The organism is Actinomyces sp. 2119 (assembly GCF_003591215.1).
Classification (GTDB): domain Bacteria; phylum Actinomycetota; class Actinomycetes; order Actinomycetales; family Actinomycetaceae; genus Actinomyces; species Actinomyces lilanjuaniae.
Map to the genome: position 1 here is coordinate 147,290 of NZ_QYRR01000004.1, position 23,172 is coordinate 170,461.

Here is a 23,172-nt window from a genome sequence, read left to right on the forward strand (position 1 = left end):
CAAGGCAGGCACACTATGACTCTGGCAGTCCTGTGGTTCGTCATCATCACCATCCTGTGGGCCGGCTACCTTAGCCTGGAGGGCTTCGACTTCGGGGTAGGGATGCTCCTGAAGACCCTGGGCCGTGACGAGCAGGAGCGCCGTGCCACGATCATGGCGATCGGCCCTCACTGGGACGGCAACGAGGTCTGGCTGGTCACAGCTGGGGCCACCATCTTCGCGGCCTTTCCTGAGTGGTACGGCACCCTGTTCTCCGGCGCCTACATCCCCCTGCTCCTCATCCTCCTGTGCCTCATCGTCCGGGTGTGCGCTATCGAGTGGCGCCCCAAGATCAACTCCCAGTCGTGGCGCGACCGCTGGGACTGGGTCCACACCGTCGCCGCCTGGGTGCCCTCTGTGCTGTGGGGCGTGGTCTTTGCCAACCTGGTCCAGGGCATGCACGTCGAGGTCGTCGAGACCGCCTCAGGCGCCATTGTCCCCGCCAACGAGGTCCCGGCGGACAGCCTGATCAACGGGGCAGCGCACCAGGTCACCGGCAGCTTCTGGTCCATGCTCACCCCCTTCACCCTCCTGGGCGGTGCCGTCACCTGCCTGCTCTTCCTCAGCCACGGCGCCTCCTTCCTCAGAATCAAGACCACCGGCGAGCTCTCCCGGCGGGCCGAGGCCGCCTCGCAGCGGCTCGGGGTGGCATCCACAGCCGTGACCGTGGTGTGGGCGCTGTGGGCCCAGCTGGTCTACTCCGCCAGCACGCTCTCCTGGGTCCCGTTGGCCCTGGCCGCGCTGGGACTGACCACGTCCCTGGCCGCCAGCCGGGTCGGCCGCGGCGCCCAGGCCTTTGCCCTCCACTTCGCGGGCATCGCCTTCGTCGTCATCTTCATCTTCACCGCCATGGCGCCTGACGTGATGCGCTCCTCTGCGGACCCCGCCTACTCCCTGACCCTCACACAGGCCGCCAGCGCGGACACGACGCTGATGATCATGCTGGCTGCCATAGTGGTCTTTATGCCCGGTGTCCTGGCCTACACGATCTGGAGCTACAAGGTCTTCTCAGGCAGGATCAGCCCCAGCCAGGTCAACCCCGACGAAGGGGGCCTCCACCCCACCCTGATCCGCGACTCCGCCCAGCCGGAGGCGCACATCGGCCACTGACCGTCCCGGCAGCACAGCCCGGCACAGCGGCCGGGGACTCGGGCCAGACCACTATCCTTGTCCTGATGAAGCCTCTTGACCCACGGCTCCTGCGTCACGCCCGAGCAGCACGCCGGTACATTGCCACGACCACGCTCAGCGGCGGCGTCGTGGCTGGACTGGTGATCGCCCAGGCCGTACTGGTCTCACAGGCGGTGGCCCCGGCCGTGGTCGGCTCGGGTTCCGCCCGTAGCGTCCCCGCCCTAGTGCTCGCCCTGGGGCTGGTCGTGGTCGCGCGCCCCCTGGTGCTCTACCTCCAGGAGTCCCTCGCCCACAGGGCAGCCACTCGCACCGTTATCGACCTGCGCCGCCAGGTCCTCCAGCACGCGGTCGCTCTGGGGCCTCGTTGGCTGGCCCTCCACGGCTCCGACACCGCCACCCTGCTGACCCGGGCGCTGGAGGACCTGGAGCCCTACTTCGTCCGCTACCTGCCCCAGCTGCTTCTGGCAGCCACCGTCACCCCGGCGACCACGGTGGTGCTCCTGACCCAGGACCTGCCCTCCACCGTCGTCGTCATCTGCACCATTCCCCTGATCCCGGTGTTCATGATCCTCATCGGCAGGATGACGCAGGCCTACTCCCAGGAGCGGCTGGAGGCCATGGAGCGTCTGGGAGGACAGGTCCTCGACCTGCTCGCCGGGCTGCCCACCCTCAAGGCCCTCGGCCGTGAGAAGGGGCCGGCAGCACGGGTGCGGGCGCTGGGCCGCGCCTACAACCGCACCACGATGTCCACGCTACGGGTGGCCTTCCTTTCCGGAGCCGTTCTGGAGTTCATCACCACCCTGTCCGTGGCCATCGTCGCTGTCCAGGTCGGCTTCCGCCTCCTCTACGGCAACCTGGACCTGTCCACCGGGCTCCTGGTGCTCATGATCGCCCCCGAGGTCTACCAGCCGATCCGTCAGGTCGGCTTCCAGTTCCACGCCTCCGCCAACGGGGTAGCCGCGGCCGAGGCCGTCTTCGAGGTGCTGGAGACTCCCCTGCGGCCCCGCGGCCAGCAGCCCTGCCCGGACCTGGCTACCAGCACTGTCAGCATCGAGAGGCTGTGCGTGTCAGCTCGGGGCCGCTGGGCGCCTGACAACCTGTCCGCGCAGATCCGCCCCGGACGCCTGGTCGTCCTGACCGGTGCCTCCGGGGCCGGCAAGACCACGACCACCCAGGTCCTCCTCGGCCTGCTTCCCGCTGACAAAGGCGAAATCACGGTCCTGCCCCAGGGGGACGCCTCCCGCGCAGTCCGCCTGGAGGACATCGACCCCGCAACCTGGTGGCGGCAGGTCTCCTGGGTTCCCCAGCGCCCCGTCATCGTGCCCGGGACAGTGCTGGACAACGTCCTGCGCGACACAGGCCTGCACGACACCACCTCCCTCTCGCAGAGCCCTCCGGAAGGCACTGCGAGCCTGGACAGCGTGCCCGCGGCCCTGGTTGAGGCGGCCCGGACCACCGGCCTGGACGAGGTTGTCTCCACCCTGCCCCAGGGCTGGTCCACGCTACTGGGTCAGGGTGGCGTGGGGCTCAGCGTGGGCCAGCGTCAGCGCCTGGCCCTGACCCGCGCCCTGCTAGCACCCACCGCGCTGGTCGTCATGGACGAGCCTACCGCGCACCTGGACGCCGCCAGTGAGGCCCACGTGCTCGACGGGGTGCGTGCGCTGCACGCCTCTGGACGCACCGTGGTGGTTATTGCGCACCGTCCCGCCCTGGCCTCCCTGGCCCAGGACACCGTGACTATCACCTCCAGCACCCCCAGCACCGCCGACTCCAGCACGGGTCCCGAGGAGGCGCACTCGCCAGGCCAGGAGGCCCCATGACGCCCACGAACACAGCCGCCACCGCCGGGACCCTGCGAGGAGTCCTGTCACCCCAGGAACGTCACGCGCTGCGCCGGGCCACCGCCCTGACCGACCTGGACCGCCGCCGCTTCGCAGGCGCCGTCCTGGCCGGCGCCGCTGGCACGGCCTCAGCAGTCGCGCTGTCAGCCGTAGCAGCCTGGCTCATTGCCCAGGCCTCCCTGGCCACCGACATCGCTGCCCTGGGCGTCGCGCCGGTGGCGGTGCGGCTGCTGGGGATCTCCCGCTCCGTCCTGCGCTACTGCGAGCGGCTCATCTCCCACGACACAGCCCTGCGGGGTATGAGCGCACTGCGGACCCACCTCTACGAGATCCTCGCCTCGGCACGCACCGACGCCGTCGTCGGCCTGCGGCGTGGCGACGTCCTGGCCCGGGTGGGCGCTGACGTCGATGCCGTCGGCGACCTCGTGGTGCGTGCCTACCTGCCAATGGCTGTGACAGCCACGGTGGGAGCCGCCACCTGCCTGGGACTGGCAGCCGTCTACTGGCCATCGGCCGTAGTCGTGGCCGTCTGCCTGCTGGTAACGGGCATCGTCGGCCCCCTGGCAACGATCCGCTCCTCCCGCCTGGCCGAGCTGGCCCGCCAGGAGCAGGCCACCGACCTGTCCTCCACTGTCATGACAGTGCTGGAGTCCGGACCAGAGCTTGCCGTGTCGGCCCGCCTGGCAGGCGTCATGGACGACCTCGCCCGTACTGAGCGCAGACTGGCACGCACACGTGACCGGGCCGCCCGCCCGGCTGCTGCCGCCACTGCGGTCGACTCCCTGGCCATGGGGGCCGCTGTGCTGGGCAACCTGCTGGTCGGCCTGCCCGCGGTGCAGTCGGGGCAGCTGGGGGAGGTCTGGCTGGCTGTCGTCGTACTGGTCCCCCTGGCGGCCTTCGAGGCCACCTCCTCCCTGGCGCCAGCCACCGTCCAGCTGGTCCGCTCCGCCGGAGCGGCCAGGAGGGTGGTCGCCATGATCGAAGCCGCCGAGGCGGGCACGAGGAGCGGCCCCGAGGCCGCAGCCCCGGCAGACCAGGTGGCGGTGGCAGGCTCAGCAGGGCTAGCAGACGCAGACGGCACCACAGGTGCGGCACCGTCCCCGCGCGAGCCCCAGACGGCAGCGCTGCCTCGCGGCTACCGCACGGCTGCCCGCCCGAGCAGGACGTCCCAGGAGACCTCTCAGGCCCATCTTCATGCTCAGGACCTGTCCGTCGGGTGGCCCGGGGGGCCGGTGGTCGCCGAGGGGCTCAGCCTGGACCTGGCCCCGGGCAGGCGGACTGCCCTCGTCGGCCCCTCCGGGATCGGCAAGACCACGCTGGTGCTGACCCTCGCCGGGCTGCTGGAGCCCAGGGGCGGGACGCTGGCCCTCAACGGCACCGCCCCGTGGCTGCGCCCCCGGCAGGAGGTGGCTGCCAGCCTCACTGTCACCGCCGAGGACGCTCATATCTTCGACACTACGGTCCTGGAGAACCTCCGGGTGGCTCACGGGGACCTCAGCCCTGACCAGGCCCAGATCCTGCTGCGGCAGGCAGGCCTGGGAGACTGGCTTGACGGCCTGCCCGAGGGCCTGGACACCGTCGTGGGTGCCAACGCGACCACCGTGTCGGGGGGGGAGAGGCGCCGCCTCCTGCTGGCCCGCGCCCTGGCCGCGCCGGCACCGCTCATGGTCCTGGACGAGCCCGGTGAGCACCTGGACCCCGCCACGGCCGACAGGCTCGTGGCCGACCTTCTCCAGGCAGGCGGCCGAGAGCGCGGGGTCCTGCTGGTCACTCACCGTCTCAGCGCTCTGGCAGCGGCTGACGAGGTCATTGTCATGGGACGACCACGGGGCAAGCCCCACGACGGGCAGCGCCCCGCCACCGTCACCGGCCGCGGCAGCCACGAGCAGCTGGTAGCCACGCATCAGGAGTACCGGTGGTCCCTGGCCCAGGAGAACCCCCTCCCGCAACCTGCAGCCGACATGACGGCGACGGCAGCGACGACAGCGACAAACGACCACTAAGACAACAGGGCCGGCCCGCCGTAGGACACTGCGAGGCCAGGTCCACGCCACGGGCCGGACAGCGGCCGCAGCAGCGAGGCGGCTGAGGCGTACGACCCGCACGGGAGGAGAAACGGGAGCAAGGATGAGTGACAGGATGCACGAGCCGTCCCAGGAGCACTCCTGGGACGGTGCAGCCGACGCCCCAGGTCAGGGCGGTGCGCCGCCCGGCGCCCCTGGCTGGAGATCCCCCGGGACCACAGGGAGCGTGACCGGTGGCCTGCCCGCAGGGGTGGGCCACCTGGCCTATGCAGTCCACGCGGACCAACTGGCCTCTACCCGAAGCAGGCAGGCACCAGCGCAGTCGCCCCGTCTGGACGCCGCCACCGTCGACCTCATCCAGGCTGCCCTGAGGCTGACCAGCTCCCTGAGAGTCCCTGACGCGCTACAACGCCTGGTGGAGTCAGCCTGCTCGATGACAGGGGCCTCATGGGGGACGATCGCCGTCCTCAGCCGGGCCGACGTACCAGGAAGCGCCTTCCCCTCCGTTCCGGGCGCCTCAGGCCCCACGGTCAGCACCGGGCACCCTACCGCCTCCCCGGACGAGCTCGCCCACCTGGCTGGCAGAGCGCCCCTGGCAGGACCAGAGGGAGCCGACGTCGTCATCGACAACGACTTGTGCGGCGCCTCGGCCTTCACCGGTGCTATCGAGGGCGAGACGGCGGGCAACCTGCTGTCAGCCCCCCTGCGTCTGCACGGGCAGGACTACGGGTGCCTCTACCTGTGTGACAAGCCGTCCGGGTTCAGTGAGGCTGACGTCGCCACAGTCCTGACCCTGGCAGAGGCTGCTGCCGTCGCTGTGGAGAACGCCCGTCTCTACCGGGAGGCGCGTGACCGGGAGCAGTGGATGTCGGTCTCCCAGGAGCTGACCACCCTCCTGCTGTCCGGGGCGGAGGAGGACGACGCCCTGAGTCTCATCGCACGCCGGGTGCGCCAGGTGGCCCACGCCGATACCGCCGCCCTCATCCTGCCCAGCGTGGGCCAGGCGTGGATCTGCGAGATCGCCGACGGGCGCCACGCTGAGGAGCTGATCGGCACCTTCTTCTCCCCCGAGGGCCGGGCACTGACCACGCTGGCCCGCCGCACAGGGCTGACTGTGCGCTCCCTGGCCGAGGCCTGGGACCGCGACGACCTGAGGCTACCCGAGCTGGCGGGGTTCGGCCCCGCCCTCTACGCCCCCATGATCCACCGCGGCCGGGGGGTGGGGGTCATGCTCCTGCTGCGGGACCGCGACGCACCCCCCTTCACCGACAAGGACCTGGAGATCGCCGAGCTGGTCGCGGGCCAGGCCACGATGGCCTTCGAGCTGGCCGACGCCCAGCACGCCGAGGAGATGGCCACCCTCCTGGACGAGCGGGCCAGGATCGGGCGTGACCTGCACGACCTGGCGATCCAGCAGCTCTTTGCCACCGGGATGCAGATCTCCGCCGCACGCGCCCGCCTGCGCCCGGCCCGCAGGCCGCAGGGCATGGACACCGACGACGTCAACGACGCGGACACAGAGGGCGTGGGCACGCAGACGGTGGAGGAGGTCCTCACCTCCGCGCTGGAGGCCGTGGACGACTCGGTGCGCCAGATCCGCTCCATCGTGCGCTCCCTGCGGGACCGTGACGAGGACGTCAGCGTGGTGGAGCGGCTGCGGCGCGAGGCCTCCCTGGCGCGCACCTCCCTGGGCTATGCTCCCTCCCTGCTGCTCAGCGTGGACGGCCGGGGCCTGGCGCAGGCGGCCCGGGAGGAGGAGGACGAGCTGATCGCGGCGGTCGACGCCGCCATCGACTCCGATGTCGCTGACGACATGGTGGCGGTGGTCCGCGAGGGACTGAGCAACGTCGCCCGCCACGCCCACGCCTCCTCGGTCACCGTGGACGTGAGGGTCCAGGGCGTGCTGCCTGCCAGCCGCTCCCCGCATGCAGGGCCAGAGGCTTGCCAGCCAGGCACGCGATCAGCAGGTGCGCAGGCGACAGCCGAGCAGGAGGCGAGGTCGGCTGCCTGGCCGTACGACGGTGTGCCATCAGTGGAGATCGTCTGCCGGGACGACGGCGTGGGCGTGGACCCGAGGGTGACACGTCGCTCCGGGACCGCCAACATGGCCGAACGCGCCCGCAGGCACTCGGGCAGCTTTGTCATCGGCCCGAGGGCACACTCCGACGGCGAGCGACGCGGCACCTGCCTCACATGGCGGGTGCCGCTGAGGCACGGCAACTAGGAGCCCTCCCTGCGGCCCTGCCACCGCGCACAGCTCCCCGAGCACCTCACCCCGGCCCCGGCTCAGCCCCGACGCCAGCCGGAGGCCCGCTGCCCGGCCACCCACGCGGCCACCTGGGTGCGGCGCTGCAGCCCCATCTTGGCCAGCAGCGAGGTGATGTGGTTCTTCACCGTCTTCTCCGCCACGCCCAGGCGCTCACCGATCTCCCGGTTGGACAGCCCGTCACCGATGAGGTCGAGCACCTTACGCTCAGCGTTGGTCAGCTCCGCAGTGGGGTCGTCGTGGTCGGCACGACGGCGCGTCACGGTGCGCTCGTCCAGAAGCACCCTGCCGGAGGCCACAGCCCGCACCACGTCGCTGATCTCGGCGCCGTGAACGGTCTTGAGCAGGTAGGCCCGGGCGCCGGCCTCCAGGGCCTCTGCCAGCGCCTTGTCGTCGTCGAAGGAGGTCAGGACGATCGGCAGGGTCTCCGGAACCAGCTCCCTGAGCTCGTGCATGAGCTCGATCCCAGTACCGTCAGGCAGCTGGAGATCTACGAGGATAACGTCGGGGCGGACCAGCTGGGCACGGCGCAGCGCCTCCGCGCGCGAGCCCGCCTCGGCGACCACGTCCAGCCCGTCCGCCCGGTCAATGATCTCGGCAATTCCACGACGCACGATCTCGTGGTCGTCCACGATCATGACCCGGTCCGTCTCCGGGGAGGGCGCAGCTGGCATGTCAACGACCCTACCAGCCTTGGGGACCTACGTCACAAGCGGCACCACAGCTCCGACCCCGGGCGGGTTGGGTTGTCCCGAGGGGCGCGACACCTGTCACGGCAGGAAGGTAGTGCCCGGCCCGGGCGGGTCACCTCTGGCAGCACGGGCAGTAGGTGTGGGAGCGCCCGCCGATCCTCTCCACCTGCATCAAGGCACGGCAGCGACGGCAAGGCTGGCCGGCCCGGCCGTAGGCCTCCAGGGCGCGGGCGAAGTACCCGGGACTGCCCTCAGCATCGACGTAGAGCTCGTCAAAGCTGGTTCCGCCCGCCTCCAGCGCTCGGTCCATTACCTGGGCGACAGCCTCCAGGAGGCCGGTGACCGCGTGCTCCTCCAGCGAGGTCCCAGGCCGAGCACCGTGGACGCCCGCATACCACAACCCCTCGTCCGCGTAGATGTTACCCACCCCGGAGACGATCCCCTGGTCGAGCAGCAGGGTCTTGATCGCACGGCGTGAGGCCCGCACGCGCTCCACCACGCGGGACCGGTCCAGGTCGGGGTCAAGCAGGTCCCTGGCCACGTGGGTGGTGTCGGCCGGGAGCAGGGCGGCGCTGCTACCCCGCCCGCCCGGGGCGCCGTCGCAGGTGGGCACCAGTGCCGCGACGTGCATCCCGCCCAGCATGCGCTGGTCCACCAGGTCCAGGCGGGCCGCCGTCTGCGCTCCCCGGGGCTGCGGCCCCAGGTGCAGGCGCAGGCGCAGGTGGCGGTGCCCCTGAGGCACCTGGGACAGCGGCCCGCCAGACGAAGGAGCCTGCTCGGCACTACCAGGCTCGCACCGCCGCAGGTCCTCACCGTCGCGCACCAGGAGCTGTCCGCTCATGCCCAGGTGGACCGACAGCGCCCGGTCGCGCCCCAGGGGCGCCCAGAGGAACTTGCCTCGTCGTACCACGGCCTCCAGGGTCCGGCCGACCAGCTGGGAGCACAAGCCCTCCACCCCACCCACCTGACGTCGCAGCGGGCGAGGGTCGAGGACCTCCACACCCGTGACCCTACGGCCCCTGAGGTGGCGTTCCAGGCCCGCACGCACCACCTCGACCTCGGGGAGCTCAGGCACGTGCGCAGCGACCTGGTCCGCCCCGCAGGTCGGCACTCTCCTGGGCGACAGGTCGGTGGACAGGCGGGTCACCAGAGGGAGACGAGGCGTCAGGGAGGTCCTCAGCATCGTCCTTGGCACCTCGGCCCGCCAGGAGGTCGGCGCGCAGCGCGTCGTGGACACCGGGCAGGTCCAGCCCGCCGTCGCCCCTGGAGGCCAGGATCGTGGCGTAGGCCGCCTCAGCGGCCTCGTGCTCAGCGGCCTTCTTCGAGGTCCCACCACCCCGCCCCACCTGCTGACCGTCCACGACGGCACGGGCCGTGAAGGAGCGCTCGTGGTCGGGCCCGTGGCTGGTGACCTCATAGGACGGGCTGCCCAGCCCGTGGGCGGCGCACAGCTCTTGCAGGCTCGTCTTCCAGTCCAGGCCGGCGCCCCGGGTCCGGGCGGTGTCCAGGAACCGGGAGACAAGGCGGGTGACCACGGTCCGGGTCGGCTCCAGGCCGTGGGTCAAGTAGGTAGCGCCGATGAGGGCCTCCAGGGTGTCAGCGAGGATCGAGTCCTTGTCCCGGCCTCCCGACAGGGTCTCCCCCTTGCCCAGCCGGATGAAGTCCCCCAGCCCCAGGTCGCGAGCCGCCGCGGCCAGGGCAGGCTCAGAAACAGTGGCTGCCCGCATCTTGGCCAGCTGCCCCTCGGGGACGTCGGGGTGGGAGCGGAAGAGGTGCTCGGTGACCACGACCCCCAGAACGGAGTCCCCCAGGAACTCCAGCCGCTCGTTAGTGGGCAGCCCGCCGTTCTCGTGGGCGTAGGAACGGTGGGTCAGGGCCAGGCCGAGCAGATCAGGGTCGATGCTGGGCCCCCACCGGTAGACCAGGGCCTCCACGTCGGTGCGGGCGGGTGGAACGGTGCGGCGCCGGGCCATCACTGCGCCCCTGCCTGACCACCGTCCCGGGGTATACCGGGAGCCTCCCGAGCCGCCTGGTCTCCCTCCCGGCCCCGGCCAAGACTACCGTTACGGTCACCCCGATCACCCTCGCGGCTGTCCTCCGGTCCGCCGCCACTGGCGCCCAGCTCCTCCAGGAGACCGGCCAGGCCGGCCCAGCGCGGATCAAGGACGTCGTGCCCGTGGTCCGCGGGAAGGTCCTCCAGACGCTCCCCGCACTGCGGACACAGCCCGGGGCAGTCGGGGCGGCACAGCGGCCGGAAGGGAAGCTCCAGGGCCAGGGCGTCACGCAGCGCAGGCTCCAGGTCCAGGGAGGTCCCCTCCACGGTCAGCATCTCCTCAGCCTCCTGGTCCCCCTGGGCTGCCCGGGCCAGGACCGCCTCCGGGGTGAGGTAGAGCTCGTCAAAGGTGATCGTGCGGTCCTCATCCAGGTCCGCCAGGCAGCGCACGCACTGGCCGTGGACGTGAAGCTCGGCGCTGGCCCGGGCCAGGACACCCTCCTCCACCGAGGTCAGAGCCACCTCCAGGCTGAGGCTGCTTCCCCGGGGGACGCCGATGATGTCAGTCCCCAGGTCAGCCGGGGCCGAGGTGCGCACCTGTAGCGTCCTGACCGAGCCCGAGGCCTGCGGCAGATCGGTGATGTCCACGACGAGTCCCTCGGATCCGGGCACAGTACCGGGCATAGTCTCCTCATCTCCTCTGCTGTCTCCCCCACGTGAGTCTCCACGTGGTCCCTAGTCTTCTGAGATCCTCCGGGGCCTATTGTGCACGTCAGCACACAGGACCGGCCAGGCCGGTGCCGACTGGTCAGCGGCGCGTAGCCTCCGGGTCCACGACCCAGCCCGCCCGACGGCGTACCGGCTCCTGGACCTCCCCGACCGCTGCCTGGCTAGAGGCACCGTCCCGGGACCCCAGCCGTGCGGACAGGACCTCCCTGCCTGCGCGAACCTGCTCGGTGATACGCGCGACCTCCGTCTCCAGCGCCGCCAGGGCCTGGTCAGAGTACTCATCGGCACCGTGGCGCAGGGAGGCGGCCTTCTCCTCGGCGGCACCGACGATGGCATCGGCCCTGTCGTGAGCCATGCGCACCACGTTCTCACTGGAGACCAGGCGCTCAGCCTCCTCCTGCGCGTGGCGGACCAGGCGCTCAGCCTCCTGCTTGCCCTGCGACAGCACGGCGTCCGCGTCGGTGATGATCTCCTCGGCCTGGCGCACCGCGGCAGGCACGGCGTCACGCGCTCGCTGGACCAGGTCACGAGCAGCCTCACGGTTGACGATGGCTGAGGCGCTCATGGGCATGGAGCGGGCAGAGGAGATGAGCTCGTCGAGCTCGTCCAGGATACTCAGCAGGCTGTCCCCGGCGTCGTGGCTGGTCCTCACAGCGGGCTCCTCTCGGTGATTGCCTCCAGCGCCCTGGCAACTGCCTCGGGAACCAGGGAACTGACGTCCCCCCCGTGGGTGGCGACCTCCTTGACCAGGGAGGAGGAGATGTGGGAGTGGGCGGGCGCGGCCACCAGGAACACGGTCTCAGGGGCGCCTAGCTCCCGGTTGAGCAGGGCCATCGGCAACTCAGCGTCCAGGTCGGTACCGCTACGCAGCCCCTTGACCACGGCATCTGCCCTGCGGGCACGGCAGTAGTCTGCCAGGAGACCGGGCACGACGTCGACCTCGGTCCTGGGCAGGCCAGCCACCGCCTGACGGACCAGGTCCACCCGGGTGTCCAGGTCGAGCAGGTAGCGCCCGGCCTTAGAGCTGTTGTGGGCCACAGCGACGACCACCGTGTCGAACAGGCTCGTGGCACGGGCGGCCAGGTCGACGTGCCCCAGGGTCGGGGGATCAAAACTACCGGGGTAGACGGCCAGGCTCATGGCTCCACGCTATCGGCCCGGCCCCTTCGGTCCCAGGAACCGCGCCGTGGGGCCGCACCGCTGTCAGCCGCCAGTCTCCGCTGGCGGGGCATGACCTCAGGGCACGGTAGGGTCTGGCTATGGCTCGGATCGTGGCGGGACAAGCAGGGGGCAGACGCATTGCCGTGCCCAGGTCGGGCACGCGCCCGACCTCGGAGCGGGTACGCGAGGCCGTCTTCTCCCGCCTGGAGCACGACGGGGCAGTGGAGGGCTCGCGGGTCCTGGACCTGTACGCAGGCTCGGGCGCGCTGGGCCTGGAGGCAGCCAGCCGCGGAGCAGCCGAGGTGGTCCTGGTCGACGTCGCGCGCCCAGCCACCCAGACCTGCCAGGCCAACGCCCGTTCCCTAGGCCTGCCGGGCGTTCGTGCCGTGACCGCCAACGTCTCAGCCTTCCTGGCCGGCCCCGCTGGTCGGCCTGCGGACCTGGTGCTCCTTGACCCACCCTACGACACCGACGAGACCTCCCTGGCGGGCGTCCTGGACGCCCTTGCCCGCCAGCAGGACCCCTGGCTGGGCCCCAGGTCGGTAGTCGTCGTGGAACGCTCCTCGCGGTCGCCAGAGCCTGACTGGCCTGTCGGCCTGGAGCGCCGCCTCCTCAGGCGCTACGGACAGACCACCGTCTGGTTCGCCGGGCCGACCGGCCAGGCGGCTCCTTCTGCGCAGGCCCGGCAGACGTAACCGGGGAAACCTCGCCGTGCGGGCCTGACAGCGCAGGCCTGGCAGCCGCGAGCCGCTGTGCCTGCCTGCCGCGCCTGCTCGCCCGGGCAGGCACTACCCCCGCTCGAGGAAGGCCTGGGAGCGTGCGTCCAGGCGCTGGGCGATCGCCTGCGCGAGCGCCCGGTGGCCCTCCAGCCGCGGGTCCTGGGACACGATGGCTTCCGCCTGCTGACGCGCCCGGGCTATGAGGTCCACGTCGCGGGTGACGCGCAGGAGGTCCAGCCCTGAAGCGCGTCCCGACTGGGAGGCACCCAGCACGTCCCCCTCGCTGCGTAGCCCCAGGTCAGCCTCAGCCAGGGCGAAGCCGTCAGTGGTGGAGGCGAAGGCTTTGAGACGGTGGAATGCGGGAGAGCCCACCTGCGCCCCGGTGACCGCCATGCACACCGACTCCCTGCTGCCGCGCCCGACCCGGCCACGCAGCTGGTGGAGCTGGGACAGACCGAAGCGGTCGGCGTCCAGGATCACCATCATGGAGGCCTCGGGCACGTCCACGCCCACCTCGATCACCGTCGTGGCCACCAGCACCGGGGTGGTGCCAGAGGCGAAGGCCTCCATGGCAGCGTCCTTATCGGCACCACTCATCTGGCCGGTCAGGGTGCCGATGCCCACGCCCTCCAGGGCCGGCTCGCACGACAGGGCACGCGCCCACTGCTCCACCGACGCGAGAGCCCCCGGCGCGCTGCCCGCCGCAGCCCCTGCCACCGTCTGACCCCGTCCGAGGTCGGTACCCGCGCCCTCAGCACCGACGTCGCTCACGTCGCCACCGGTGCCCGACGCCACAGCGGCGTCCTGCTCCGCCTCTTCCTCAGCGCCCTCCTCGGCACTGATGCGGGGGCACACCACGTAGACCCTGCCCCCGTCGGCCACCTCACGGGCGGCGCGGCGCCACAGGCCCTCCACCCAGGTCCGGCGCTCCCAGGGGACCAGGTGGGTGGTCACGGGGCTGCGACCTGCGGGCACCTCGTCCAGAACAGAGGTAGCAAGATCACCAAACACCGTCATGGCGATCGTACGGGGAATGGGAGTGGCTGTCATGACCAAGAGGTGAGGGGTGCGGCGCTGGCCCGTGACCGGGTCGGTGGAGCCCCCTCGCTGGCGAAGAGCGTCGCGCTGGGCCACGCCAAAGCGGTGCTGCTCGTCGACGACGACCAGCCCCAGGAAGGGGATCTGGACCGAGTCGGACAGCAGGGCGTGGGTTCCCACCACGATCGCGTCCGCCCCGCCCGCCAGCTCTGCCAGGACCTGACGGCGCCGGGCCGCAGAGGTGGCGCGGGTCAGCAGGTGGACCCTGGTGGCGCGCCGGGCCGCTCCCAGGGTCCCGGCCTCCGCCAGGTCCCCCAGGAGGGCCTCCAGGGAGGCGTGGTGCTGGGCGGCGAGGACCTCGGTGGGGGCCAGGAGGGCCGCCTGACCCCCCGCCCCGACGACCTGCAGCATGGCGCGCAGGGCCACCAGGGTCTTGCCGGAGCCGACATCGCCCTGGAGGAGACGCTGCATCGGCACCGTGTCAGCCAGGTCGGCGGCTATCTCCTCCCCTACCCGCGCCTGCCCCGCGGTCAGCCGGTAGGGCAGGGAAGAGTCCAGGTCGGCACGCAGCGAGCCGTGCGCCTCGGGGACCGGCCAGGCCACAGCGGTCCGGGTGGCCTGGTGCTCAGCACGCCGCTGCGCCAGGGCGGCCTGGAGGACCAGGGCCTCCTCGTGGCGCAGGCGCCTTCGGGCCGCCTTCCACTGGCTGGCATCCCGGGGTACGTGCGCCCACCGGTAGGCGGTCAGGACGTCCACCAGGCCCTCCTGGCGTCGGAGCCCCTCAGGAAGCGGGTCGGACAGGTCGACCGGGCCCACCTGGTCCAGCACGGTACGCACCGCCTTGGCGACCCGCCACGACGGAAGCGCCTCCGTGGCGGGGTAGATGGGCACGGGCCGCTCCAGCAGCGCCTGGCGCTCGGTCTCATCCAGGTCGTCAAGGACCTGAAAGCGTGGGGAGGCGAGCTGCCGACGGCCACGGTGCGAGCCCACCCTGCCGCTGAGGAGCACCGTCGTGCCCGGGCTGAGGCGGTCGGCCAGCCCCTTCATCTGGCGAACAGGCCCGAACATCACCACGTCCATCCTGGACGTGCCGTCGGTGACAGCTGCCTCCAGAACGGCGGGAGGGTGCCCCGAGCGAGTTCGCCGGGAGGCCGAGCGCACTACCTGCGCCTGGATCGTGGCCTGCTCCCCTTCCACCAGGGTGCTCAGGTCGGTCAGCTCCCCCCAGGTGTCGTAGCGGCGTGGTAGGTGTCTCAGCAGGTCCCCGCCCGTGACCAGGCCCTGCCTGGACAGCTGGGAGGCTGTCGCCGCGCCCACGAGACGCTCCAGAGGACGAGCCAGAAGAGGCGCAGCACTGGCAGCGTCAGGACCGCCCGCCGTGCCAAGGCTGCTCGGCCTCCGTGATGACGGCCTGGTCGGTCTCGACGACGACCTGCTCGATGGCGACCTACTCGATGGCGACGAGGACATCAGGCTCCTCCTGGCCCCCCGCGTGGACAACGACCTCGACCCCGGGGGTGACAGCGAGAGTCACAGCATCGTCGGGGGCCTGCGCACCGGTGACCTGGCTGCGCTGGGCGAGGGCGCTGACAACCAGGGCCGCAACGTCCCTGCTGGCATGCCGTCCGGTGATGACGGTGAGCAGCTCGTCGTCCGGCCTCAGGGCAGCGTGAATAGCCCGCACCACGGCCTCCGGCTCCGCCTCGGCACCGGCCAGGCGGAGGGTACGCATCGTGGCCCCGGCCTGGGAGGCGCGTCTGGCCAGGTCGGTCAGCGGGATGCCCTGCCCCTGACCCGCCACGGCCACGGCCGCAGCCAGGACGCGAGCCTCGTTGTCGGTGTCGCACACCACCAGCTGGGGGCCCCCGGGCTCAGACACGGCCGGTGCACCAAGGCGCCAGGCGGCGCTCTCGCTTCCCAGGGCACGGGGAGCCCCCTCAGGCGTCAACGACGTGGTCGGTGTCATGGTCGGTGTCGTAGTCGGTGTCATGGACACGGCCGAGCGGGCCACCAGGAACCGGGCGGCCTCGTGGGCGACCTGGGTACTGGCGGCGTCGCAGGGAAGGACGACGACCTGGGCCGCCCCCAGGTCACCAGCGGCCCGCACCACGGCGTCACGGTCGGGATCCAGAACGACGACGGCCCCGGTGCGCGCCAGCTGCTCCACCAGTCCCGGAGCCCGGCTGCAGGCGATGACACCGACCCTGCTGCGAGCCTCTGGCCGCAGGAGCGGACCTGGACCGCTGGTAGGACCAGCGGCTGAGCCCTCGGCGACGGCGCCTGGCCCAGGGCGGGAGGGAACCGCCTGGGAGGGGTGCATGCGCACGGACTGCGCCCGACGCTGCGCGCGTCGGGCCGCCAGTCGCTCGAAGGACACCACGTGGCCTGCCGGGTCCGTGGCGGACCACGGGGAGGGGGGCTCCTCGGCCGGGGCGACTAGAGCGGTGGGGTGGAGGTGGTGAATGCAGGTCTGGCGTGCCCGCCCCTGGCGCGGCAGGGCCGCACGAGGGGTGTCGGTGTGGACGTGAACCTGGTACAGCCCCACACCAAGAGCGTCAGGGGTTCCCACCACCCCCACCGAGTCCCCGACACGCTCCAGGTCCTCACGCAGCTGGGCAGCCTGGTCGGCCGTCGCCTCCAGCAGGTACATGACCTCGAACTCACCTGAGGCCGCCCCAGCAGCGGCACCGGGGGCAGCCCCACCCGCCCCGTGGGAGACTCCCCCGGCCGCAAGCTCGCGCAGCATCTGGCAGGCCACTGCGGTGTAGGGCGCCCGGTCCTGCCAGGTGCCGCCGCCCCTGCTCGCGTCGGCAGCCCCGGCGCCACCGGTAGCGTCAATGCTGTCCGACAGGCTGGTGAACAGCAGCATGACAGCAGCCGCGCCCGCGTCAACCGGTCCGTGCCCCAGTCCGGCGGTCTCTACGACGGACTCCTGCGCCCCGAAGGCAGCCGCAGCGGCGACGGTGCTCAACGAGGCCGGAGCCGGGGGCGCGGACTCCTCCAGGGCATGCCGGGCAGCCGTCGCCGCGTCGCGGACCACCGTCAGCAGGGTGCCGACCACGGGACGGGAGACAGCCGCCCATGTCGTCGAGGCCATCCGCTCCACGGCGTGGACCAGCTCCACAGCCCGCAGCCCCGAGGGGTCAGCGGCCTGGGCGCACACGTCTGCCAGGGCCGACAGCGCCTGGGAGACCAGCAGGCCCGAGTTCCCTCGAGCCCCACGCACAGTGCTGTCGGCCACGGCACGCGACACCTGGACGGCGTCTGCCGAGGACGGCACACGCTCCAGCCCCTCAGCAGCCGAGCGCAGCGTGAGCAGGATATTTGTCCCCGTGTCAGCGTCAGGGACCGGGAAGACGTTGAGCGCGTCCACCAGGTCCCTCACGTCCACGGCAACGGCCTCAGCCAGGAGGATCCAGTGACGTATCGTGGCACCCTCCAGGACGGCAGCGGGCGCACCCCGCCCGGCCCGGCCGTGTTCCTGCCGACGCGCCATGCTGCCTCCTGCTGCCAGAGATCTGCTGGGACCGTGCGTGGGACCGCTGGTTAGGACTGCGCTACCGCACCGTGCCCCGGCCGGGGAGCGCGGGGCCAGCAGGACATCAGGTTACCTGGTCGCGCTCGGACTGTCTTTCCCGGCCACGACCCCGCCCGTCGGCCCGGACTCGGCCCGGCTGCGGTGTGCCTGAGCCCACGCCGCTCCCGCTTGGGCATCTCCAGCACGTCCGCTATGGTATCGGGGCTGCCTGGCTGCATGGCCTCCGGGTGGCTGACCCAGCGATGAGCCGGTCGGGCTCACTCGCCCCACACGGAAGAATCAGGAGTGAGACCGTGGCTGCTGTGTGCGACGTCTGCGGCAAGGGCCCCATGTTCGGCAAGAGCGTCTCGCACTCCCACGTGCGGACCAACCGTCGGTGGAACCCGAACATCCAGCGTGTCCGCGCGCTTGTGAACGGGGTTCCCAAGCGCCTCAAGGTGTGTACGTCCTGCCTCAAGGCGGGTAAGGTCACACGGAACATCTGAGCGTCTCCGCCGGGCCTCCCGGCACCAGGGCCGTCACCCCACGGGTGGCGGCTTTTACGTTACCGGTGCACCAGGAGCCCCTGCGCCTCCCAGCCATGCCTCCCGAGGCCTACCGCACTCTCCTGCCCACCCAGGCACAAGCAGGCGGGCACCCGGGTAGACAGCCGGATAGACAGCGTCCCGGCTAGACGTCCCAGGTAGACACCCTCTCAGCCCCGGACCCCGAAGTGGTCCCATCCCAGACCGGTACCGCCAGCCTCGTCACGATCAGGGACGAGGGCAGGAGGAGACCCGTCCACGAGCACCCCCGGATCCTGCTGCGGCCCGGGCCGTCGCACGCGGCCCACGACCCGACTGCCCGGCGGCAACCGCCTCAGCGCCTGGGGCGCGACGGCAGCCAGCACACCGTGGTCCTCTCCCCCGGTCAGCACCCACTGACGTGCCCTGGCGCGGGCGGTGGCCGGGTCCGCGCCGTCAAGCAGGGCAGCCACGGGCGTCAGCAGGGACGTCTCGGCCGCCACGGCACCGACCAGGTGCCGACTCCCCTGCGGGACCGCCGCCGTCCCACCACCATCACCAGCACCGCCATCACCAGCACCGCCGCTGTGCTCGCGCGTACCGGCAGGGGCCTCGCCCAGGTCCTCAGAGGACAGGACGTCAGCGGTCAGGACGTCAGCGGTCAGGACGTCAGCGGTCAGGACGTTGATGACGACGCCGCTGGCTCTGGCCATCCTGTCGGCGTCACGCAGCAGGGAGTCGGAGACGTCCATCATGGCGGTGGCACCCAGGTCAGCCAGGGCCGGACCCACCTCCAACGGCGGCTGCGGGACACGGAAGAGGCTCATGCAGCGCAGGGCCTGGGGCAGCGCGCGCACCCGCCGGTCCTCCTCCATCCCGGCCTCCAGGAGGCACAGCCCGGCAGCGCTGCAGCCCAGGCTGCCAACGTGGACCACGATGTCCCCGGGCCTGGCGCCGCTGCGCAGCACGGGCGCCCTGCCCTCAAGACTGCCCAGGGCGGTCACGGCTACCACGATGCTGTCCCCCGAGCTCAGGTCACCCCCCACGACGCCAGCCCCACTCGCCTCGCACACCCGAGCCATCCCCCGGGCCAGGTCCAGCACCCACGACACCGGCGTGTCCGCAGGCAGGACAAGACCGACCACTACGGCAGCCGCCCGGGCGCCCATGGCGGCCAGGTCAGCCAGGTTCTGGGCAGCGGCACGCGCCCCGACGTCGTGGCCACCAGACCACTCCCGCCGAAAGTGCCGCCCCTCGACCAGGACGTCGGTCCCCACCACGGCACGTGCGTCAGGAAGCCCCAGGACGGCGCAGTCATCACCGTTGCCGACAAGCGCGGCACCGGCAGGCGGCAGCAGCGGGGCGACCAGCCTCAGCAACGCCTCCTCGCTCAGCTCAGACACAACCTGGTCCTGGAGCCGGGCGGAGGCGTCGGGAACGCCGGAGCCGACCACGGCAGGCCCGCCACCTCCCAGGAGACCCTCGCTGCCGCCTCCCGCCTCAGCGGTTGACATCCGTGGAACGCTCCAGGGCCAACTCGATAAGCTCGGATACCAGGGAGGTGTAGTCCGTGCCCGAGACCTGCCACATATAGGGGTACATGGAGTAGGGCGTGAATCCGGGCATGGTGTTGACCTCGTTGACAAGCGCCTGCCCCTGCGCGGTCAGGAAGAAGTCCACCCTCATCAGCCCCTCGCCCCCCAGCGCGTCGAAGGCCCGCGCAGCAGTGTCGCGGAGAAGCTCTCGTTCCTCGGAGCGCAGAGGAGCGGGGCAGACCATGGAGACGGCGTCATGGGCCAGGTACTTGGTCTGGTAGTCGTAGAAGTCCCCGGCACCCTGCTCAGGATCCATGAGGACCTCCCCAGGCTCAGCCACCCTGGGGGCCTGCCCGTCACGTCCTCCCAGGACGGCCACCTCGATCTCACGAGCCTGGACGCCGGACTCCACCAGCACCTTGGGGTCCACGACGCTGGCGGCCGTAATGGCCGCGGACAGGTCCTGGGCACGGTCCACCTTGGTGATGCCCAGGGAGGAGCCTGCCCGGCACGGCTTGACAAACAGGGGGTAGTCCAGCGCCTCGCAGGCGTCCAGGACCAGCTCGGGGTCACGGCGCCAGGTGCGGGGACTGACGACGACGTGAGGCACGGTGGGTATCCCGGCCGCACCCAGCAGGACCTTGGTGACCTGCTTGTCCATGCCTGCCGCGCTGGCCAGCACCCCGCACCCCACGTAGCGCAGGCCCGCCATCTCCAGCAGACCCTGGACCGTCCCGTCCTCGCCGTAGGGACCGTGCAGCAGAGGCAGGACCACGTCCACAGCCAGCTCACGCGGCGGCTGCCCGGGCAGGGCGACGAGCACGCAGCCCCGCCCGCCCTGCGGGAGGGTCACAGTCCCCCGCCCTGTGCCCTCCTCAGTGATCTCCACCGGCGGGCGGCCTTCGGCCAGCTCCAGGGCTGCCGGGTCGTCGTCCACCAGGACCCACCGGCCGTTCCTGGTGATACCCACCGGTACTACCTCGTAGCGCTGCCGGTCGATGGCTGACAGGACGCCCGCTGCCGTGGCGCAGGACACCGAGTGCTCGCCGCTGCGCCCGCCGAAGAGGACGACAACACGTGGCCTGCGCGGGCCGGAGGACGGTGAGGATGCAGGTTCCTGCTGGTCAGACATGGGCGTCATCGTAGCGCGGCCTCCTCCCTGACCAGACCGGCCTCTCCGCCCGCAGGCTATACTTATGCTGTACCAGGCAGGTCCGTGCCTGCCCCGTGTCTGCGGGCACGTCCTGGGACAGCCCGGTGGTCAGAAGAGGCGTCCGGTACCTGCCGCTAGGTTCTTGTGCTGATTCAGGAGGATCCATGAGACACCGCGTGTCGCACCCGGCGACTGCCCCAGCCTCCGTCCTGCTCACCGTGCCCCTTGTGGTGTCCCTGCTGGCCCTCCTGGGCCTGGGCGCCTGCTCCACACAGGCAGCGGGCAGTGCCGGGAGCCGCCAGGACGCCACTACCAGCGCCTCAGCCTCTTCCGCGACGTCACCCACGACCTCTCCCGCACCGGCGTCGCCCCCGGTCGCTGCCGCCTCCCAGGTACCCACCACCACCGGTGTGCTGACCCAGAAGGAGCAGGGCAGCCAGGTCGCCCCCTCCTGGGGCAGCGGCAGCCAGGGACAGGACGCGGCCGAGGACTCCGCCCTGGTCATCACCGACGTACGCGTGGGCTCCCACGACGACGAGGGATACGACCGGATCGTTATCGAGCTGGCCGGCAACGGGGCTCCAGGCTGGTCGGCCCTGTGGACCGACCAGGCCTACTCCCTGGGCAAGGGGGACCCTATTGCAGTCAGCGGCGACTACACCCTGGTGGTCACCGGGACCGGTGCCACCATGCCGACGACTCCTGAGCAGCAGGAGCTGGCCTACACCGGGACCACACGCTTCGACATGGACGCCAAGGGAATCGAGCAGGCCCACGTGAACCTGACTGTGGAGGACCAGTTCCAGGTGGTGCTAGGCACGGGCTCCCAGACCTACCGCGTCTTCACCCTCTCCAGCCCCACCCGCCTGGTCATTGACGTGGCAGACGACGCCGCCGGGGAGCTCGGGGACGGTGAGGGCTAGAGAATCCCGCCGCCAGATCCCCGCCCCGTCCCTGGGAGCCCTGGGAGCCCGTCCTCGGGAGTCCCGGGAGTCCTTAGTCTCAGTCGTGAGGCTACTCGTGAGGCGGGGCGTGGACCCCCTCCGCTTTTCGGGGACGTGCCAGCAGTACGTCAGTGACCTCGGCTACGGTGGCCGTGCCCTCCACGACCGCCACCACCCCGGCGGTAATCGGCATCTCCACCCCCTGGGCCAGTGCCAGGTCCAGGACCGCCCGCGCCGACCTGGCCCCCTCCGCCACTCCCCGTGAGGCTGCTGCCGCCTGGTCCACGCTCATCCCCTCACCCAGGCGGCGTCCGAAGGCCTGGTTGCGGCTCAGGGGCGAGGAGCAGGTGGCAACTAGGTCGCCCACGCCGGCCAGACCCGCGAAAGTCTCCGGCCTGGCGCCCAGGGCCAGGCCCAGGCGGGTGATCTCCACCAGGCCGCGGGAGATGATCGTGGCCCGCGAGTTGTCCCCCATGCCGTGCCCGGTGGCAGCGCCCACGGCCAGGGCAATGACGTTCTTGACGGCACCGCACAGCTCGACCCCCAGCACGTCGGTGTTGGTGTAGGGACGAAAGGTGGCAGTGGCGCAGGAGGAGGCCACCAGACGAGCTACCGCCTCGTCCTGGGCGGCCACGACTGTGCCCGTGGGCTGCCCGGCAGCGATCTCGTCGGCCAGGTTGGGCCCAGACACCACGGCCACCCTGCCAGGAGGCAGCCCGAGTACCTGGGTGAGAAGCTCGCTCATACGCAGCCCCGTCCCCAGCTCCACCCCCTTCATGAGCGACACGGCCACCGCCGCCTCTCCCAGGGTTCCTCCCAGCGGCCCCAGGACACTGCGCGCCTCCTGGGAGGGCAGGGCCACCGCGACAAGCTGGGCGCCATAGACTGCCTGAGACCTGCTGGTGGTGGCCCGCACGGTCGACGGCAGGCGGTGGCCCGGCACGTAGCGCTCGTTGGTACCCGCGTTGATCTCCTCGGCCACCTCGCGGCGCCGCGCCCATATGGTCGTGGGGGTGCCCGCCTGGGCCAGGAGGGAGGCAAAGGTGGTGCCCCAGGCCCCTGAGCCGATGACCGCCGCCCTCATGCCGACTCCTCACCCAGGTGGGCCCCCAGGTCGGAGCGGGCCTCCTCAGGCTCCACAGGGTCGGGGCGTCGCACCCCCACCCTCCTGCGTCCCGGGTCCCCGTCATACTTCAGGTCAAAGGGTCGCGGGGCCTTCAGCCCCCGCAGCTCCTCCACCAGGCCGGTGACGGCGCGCATGATCTCCGCGGTGCACTCACGCACGGCCTCACGGTCGGTGACGTCGCTGCCGTAGCACGACAGGTCCAGGGGCTCGCCGATTCTGACTCTGACGTCCTTGCGCGGAAGGGGGCGCAGCCTCACGGAGTAGGTGTCCAGGATCATGTGGGCGCCCCACTGGCCCATGGGCAAGACCGGTACCCCCGTGGCCATGGCAAGCCGAGCGGCGCCTGTCTTCCCTGTCATGGGCCACTTCAGCGGGTCACGTGACAGGGTTCCCTCCGGGAAGACCATGACAGCCTCCCCAGCGCGCAGCACCCTCTCCGCCTCAGCCAGGGAGCCAGACGCCGCCGAGCTCGACCGCTGCACCGGGATCTGGCCTCCCGCACGCAGGACCGACCCCAGGACAGGTACTCGGAACAGGGACGATTTGGTCAGGGAGTAGATCGGGATCCCGGCATCCACGATGCTGCGCATCGCGGTCAGGGAGTCCAGGTCGCTCAGGTGGTTGGCCACCGCGATAAAGCCGCCGTCAGCGGGAATGTTCTCCACCCCGCTCACCTGCTGACGGGAGACCATCCGCAGGAAGGGGATGATCACGCCTCGGGCGGCAAAACGGTAGAACGG

The 23,172-nt window shown here is 71.4% G+C and carries 18 protein-coding genes and 1 pseudogene; 7 read left to right on the forward strand and 12 right to left on the reverse strand.

All coding sequences use genetic code 11. From position 1 onward, the window contains the following. Window positions 1–15 precede the first annotated feature (15 nt). The 4 genes from cydB (at window position 16) to D4740_RS06125 (ending at window position 7,259) form a co-directional block, all read left to right on the forward strand. On the forward strand, window positions 16–1,149 hold the full coding sequence (gene cydB / locus D4740_RS06110; protein ID WP_119836062.1) for a cytochrome d ubiquinol oxidase subunit II: 1,134 nt from the start codon (window positions 16–18) through the stop codon (window positions 1,147–1,149). A 65-nt stretch (window positions 1,150–1,214) separates the two neighbouring features. After that, window positions 1,215–2,990, forward strand: coding sequence for a thiol reductant ABC exporter subunit CydD (gene cydD, locus D4740_RS06115; protein ID WP_119836063.1), 1,776 nt, complete (start codon window positions 1,215–1,217; stop codon window positions 2,988–2,990). Beyond that, a complete protein-coding gene (locus D4740_RS06120) occupies window positions 2,987–5,014 on the forward strand; it encodes a thiol reductant ABC exporter subunit CydC (protein WP_119836064.1) in 2,028 nt (675 codons plus the stop codon). The genes cydD and D4740_RS06120 overlap by 4 nt, the downstream gene beginning before the upstream one ends. Before the next feature lie 136 nt (window positions 5,015–5,150). Next, window positions 5,151–7,259 (forward strand): GAF domain-containing sensor histidine kinase, encoded by a 2,109-nt coding sequence (locus D4740_RS06125; protein ID WP_119836190.1) that lies wholly within the window; start codon window positions 5,151–5,153, stop codon window positions 7,257–7,259. Window positions 7,260–7,321: 62 nt separating this feature from the next. On the opposite strand, the gene D4740_RS06130 is transcribed toward D4740_RS06125, so the two are convergent. The 6 genes and pseudogenes from D4740_RS06130 to coaD form a co-directional block, all read right to left on the reverse strand. Next, a complete protein-coding gene (locus D4740_RS06130; protein ID WP_119836065.1) occupies window positions 7,322–7,975 on the reverse strand; it encodes a response regulator transcription factor in 654 nt (217 codons plus the stop codon). Window positions 7,976–8,105: 130 nt separating this feature from the next. Then, window positions 8,106–9,068, reverse strand: coding sequence for a bifunctional DNA-formamidopyrimidine glycosylase/DNA-(apurinic or apyrimidinic site) lyase (gene mutM, locus D4740_RS06135; RefSeq protein WP_119836191.1), 963 nt, complete (start codon window positions 9,066–9,068; stop codon window positions 8,106–8,108). Then, the gene (gene rnc / locus D4740_RS06140) at window positions 9,061–9,966 is read right to left on the reverse strand and encodes a ribonuclease III (RefSeq protein WP_119836192.1); all 906 of its coding nucleotides are present in this window, start codon (window positions 9,964–9,966) and stop codon (window positions 9,061–9,063) included. Before rnc ends, mutM begins: the two co-directional genes overlap by 8 nt. Before the next feature lie 122 nt (window positions 9,967–10,088). After that, window positions 10,089–10,670, reverse strand: a pseudogene (locus D4740_RS06145) (YceD family protein); the annotation flags it as partial. A gap of 124 nt (window positions 10,671–10,794) precedes the next feature. Then, window positions 10,795–11,367, reverse strand: a complete 573-nt coding sequence (locus D4740_RS06150) for an ATPase (RefSeq protein ID WP_119836067.1) — start codon at window positions 11,365–11,367, stop codon at window positions 10,795–10,797. After that, window positions 11,364–11,855 carry a pantetheine-phosphate adenylyltransferase gene (gene coaD / locus D4740_RS06155; RefSeq protein WP_182911356.1) on the reverse strand — a complete coding sequence of 164 codons (492 nt, stop codon included), beginning with the start codon at window positions 11,853–11,855 and terminating at the stop codon, window positions 11,364–11,366. Before coaD ends, D4740_RS06150 begins: the two co-directional genes overlap by 4 nt. 119 nt (window positions 11,856–11,974) lie before the next feature. Here coaD and rsmD point away from each other — a divergent pair, with 119 nt between their 5' ends. Continuing rightward, the gene (gene rsmD / locus D4740_RS06160) at window positions 11,975–12,571 is read left to right on the forward strand and encodes a 16S rRNA (guanine(966)-N(2))-methyltransferase RsmD (RefSeq protein ID WP_119836068.1); all 597 of its coding nucleotides are present in this window, start codon (window positions 11,975–11,977) and stop codon (window positions 12,569–12,571) included. Between the two features lie 93 nt (window positions 12,572–12,664). Here rsmD and D4740_RS06165 read toward each other — a convergent pair whose 3' ends face one another. Both D4740_RS06165 and D4740_RS06170 read right to left on the reverse strand, forming a co-directional pair. Then, on the reverse strand, window positions 12,665–14,962 hold the full coding sequence (locus D4740_RS06165; RefSeq protein WP_119836194.1) for an ATP-dependent DNA helicase RecG: 2,298 nt from the start codon (window positions 14,960–14,962) through the stop codon (window positions 12,665–12,667). A 118-nt stretch (window positions 14,963–15,080) separates the two neighbouring features. Further along, the gene (locus tag D4740_RS06170; RefSeq protein WP_119836069.1) at window positions 15,081–17,129 is read right to left on the reverse strand and encodes a DAK2 domain-containing protein; all 2,049 of its coding nucleotides are present in this window, start codon (window positions 17,127–17,129) and stop codon (window positions 15,081–15,083) included. 335 nt (window positions 17,130–17,464) lie between these two features. Here D4740_RS06170 and rpmB point away from each other — a divergent pair, with 335 nt between their 5' ends. Further along, on the forward strand, window positions 17,465–17,656 hold the full coding sequence (gene rpmB / locus D4740_RS06175; protein WP_119836070.1) for a 50S ribosomal protein L28: 192 nt from the start codon (window positions 17,465–17,467) through the stop codon (window positions 17,654–17,656). A 209-nt stretch (window positions 17,657–17,865) separates the two neighbouring features. Here the strand turns inward: rpmB and thiL are convergent, their stop codons facing one another. Together thiL and D4740_RS06185 are read right to left on the reverse strand one after the other, a co-directional pair. Further along, window positions 17,866–19,188: a thiamine-phosphate kinase gene (gene thiL / locus D4740_RS06180; protein WP_119836071.1), complete on the reverse strand. Its 1,323-nt coding sequence runs from the start codon at window positions 19,186–19,188 to the stop codon at window positions 17,866–17,868. Next, window positions 19,175–20,341 carry a D-alanine--D-alanine ligase family protein gene (locus D4740_RS06185; RefSeq protein ID WP_119836195.1) on the reverse strand — a complete coding sequence of 389 codons (1,167 nt, stop codon included), beginning with the start codon at window positions 20,339–20,341 and terminating at the stop codon, window positions 19,175–19,177. Before D4740_RS06185 ends, thiL begins: the two co-directional genes overlap by 14 nt. 185 nt (window positions 20,342–20,526) lie before the next feature. Here D4740_RS06185 and D4740_RS06190 point away from each other — a divergent pair, with 185 nt between their 5' ends. Continuing rightward, window positions 20,527–21,285 (forward strand): AMIN domain-containing protein, encoded by a 759-nt coding sequence (locus D4740_RS06190; protein WP_119836072.1) that lies wholly within the window; start codon window positions 20,527–20,529, stop codon window positions 21,283–21,285. A 91-nt stretch (window positions 21,286–21,376) separates the two neighbouring features. Here the strand turns inward: D4740_RS06190 and D4740_RS06195 are convergent, their stop codons facing one another. Both D4740_RS06195 and D4740_RS06200 read right to left on the reverse strand, forming a co-directional pair. Further along, window positions 21,377–22,390: an NAD(P)H-dependent glycerol-3-phosphate dehydrogenase gene (locus D4740_RS06195; RefSeq protein WP_119836073.1), complete on the reverse strand. Its 1,014-nt coding sequence runs from the start codon at window positions 22,388–22,390 to the stop codon at window positions 21,377–21,379. Then, complete coding sequence (locus D4740_RS06200; RefSeq protein WP_119836196.1) at window positions 22,387–23,124, reverse strand: 1-acyl-sn-glycerol-3-phosphate acyltransferase; 738 nt, start codon at window positions 23,122–23,124, stop codon at window positions 22,387–22,389. The genes D4740_RS06195 and D4740_RS06200 overlap by 4 nt, the downstream gene beginning before the upstream one ends. Window positions 23,125–23,172: the final 48 nt, after the last annotated feature.

What these genes read in the sequence shown, in the direction of transcription:
- D4740_RS06170 (WP_119836069.1), bottom strand. Translation starts at nt 17,129, where the DNA reads ATGGCGCGTCGGCAGGAACACGGCCGGGCCGGGCGGGGTGCGCCCGCT.
- coaD (WP_182911356.1), bottom strand. Translation starts at nt 11,855, where the DNA reads ATGAGCCTGGCCGTCTACCCCGGTAGTTTTGATCCCCCGACCCTGGGG.
- D4740_RS06200 (WP_119836196.1), bottom strand. Translation starts at nt 23,124, where the DNA reads ATGGTCTCCCGTCAGCAGGTGAGCGGGGTGGAGAACATTCCCGCTGAC.
- rsmD (WP_119836068.1), top strand. Translation starts at nt 11,975, where the DNA reads ATGGCTCGGATCGTGGCGGGACAAGCAGGGGGCAGACGCATTGCCGTG.
- D4740_RS06190 (WP_119836072.1), top strand. Translation starts at nt 20,527, where the DNA reads ATGAGACACCGCGTGTCGCACCCGGCGACTGCCCCAGCCTCCGTCCTG.
- cydB (WP_119836062.1), top strand. Translation starts at nt 16, where the DNA reads ATGACTCTGGCAGTCCTGTGGTTCGTCATCATCACCATCCTGTGGGCC.
- D4740_RS06195 (WP_119836073.1), bottom strand. Translation starts at nt 22,390, where the DNA reads ATGAGGGCGGCGGTCATCGGCTCAGGGGCCTGGGGCACCACCTTTGCC.
- cydD (WP_119836063.1), top strand. Translation starts at nt 1,215, where the DNA reads ATGAAGCCTCTTGACCCACGGCTCCTGCGTCACGCCCGAGCAGCACGC.
- D4740_RS06185 (WP_119836195.1), bottom strand. Translation starts at nt 20,341, where the DNA reads ATGTCTGACCAGCAGGAACCTGCATCCTCACCGTCCTCCGGCCCGCGC.
- D4740_RS06120 (WP_119836064.1), top strand. Translation starts at nt 2,987, where the DNA reads ATGACGCCCACGAACACAGCCGCCACCGCCGGGACCCTGCGAGGAGTC.
- thiL (WP_119836071.1), bottom strand. Translation starts at nt 19,188, where the DNA reads ATGTCAACCGCTGAGGCGGGAGGCGGCAGCGAGGGTCTCCTGGGAGGT.
- rnc (WP_119836192.1), bottom strand. Translation starts at nt 9,966, where the DNA reads ATGGCCCGGCGCCGCACCGTTCCACCCGCCCGCACCGACGTGGAGGCC.
- D4740_RS06130 (WP_119836065.1), bottom strand. Translation starts at nt 7,975, where the DNA reads ATGCCAGCTGCGCCCTCCCCGGAGACGGACCGGGTCATGATCGTGGAC.
- D4740_RS06125 (WP_119836190.1), top strand. Translation starts at nt 5,151, where the DNA reads ATGCACGAGCCGTCCCAGGAGCACTCCTGGGACGGTGCAGCCGACGCC.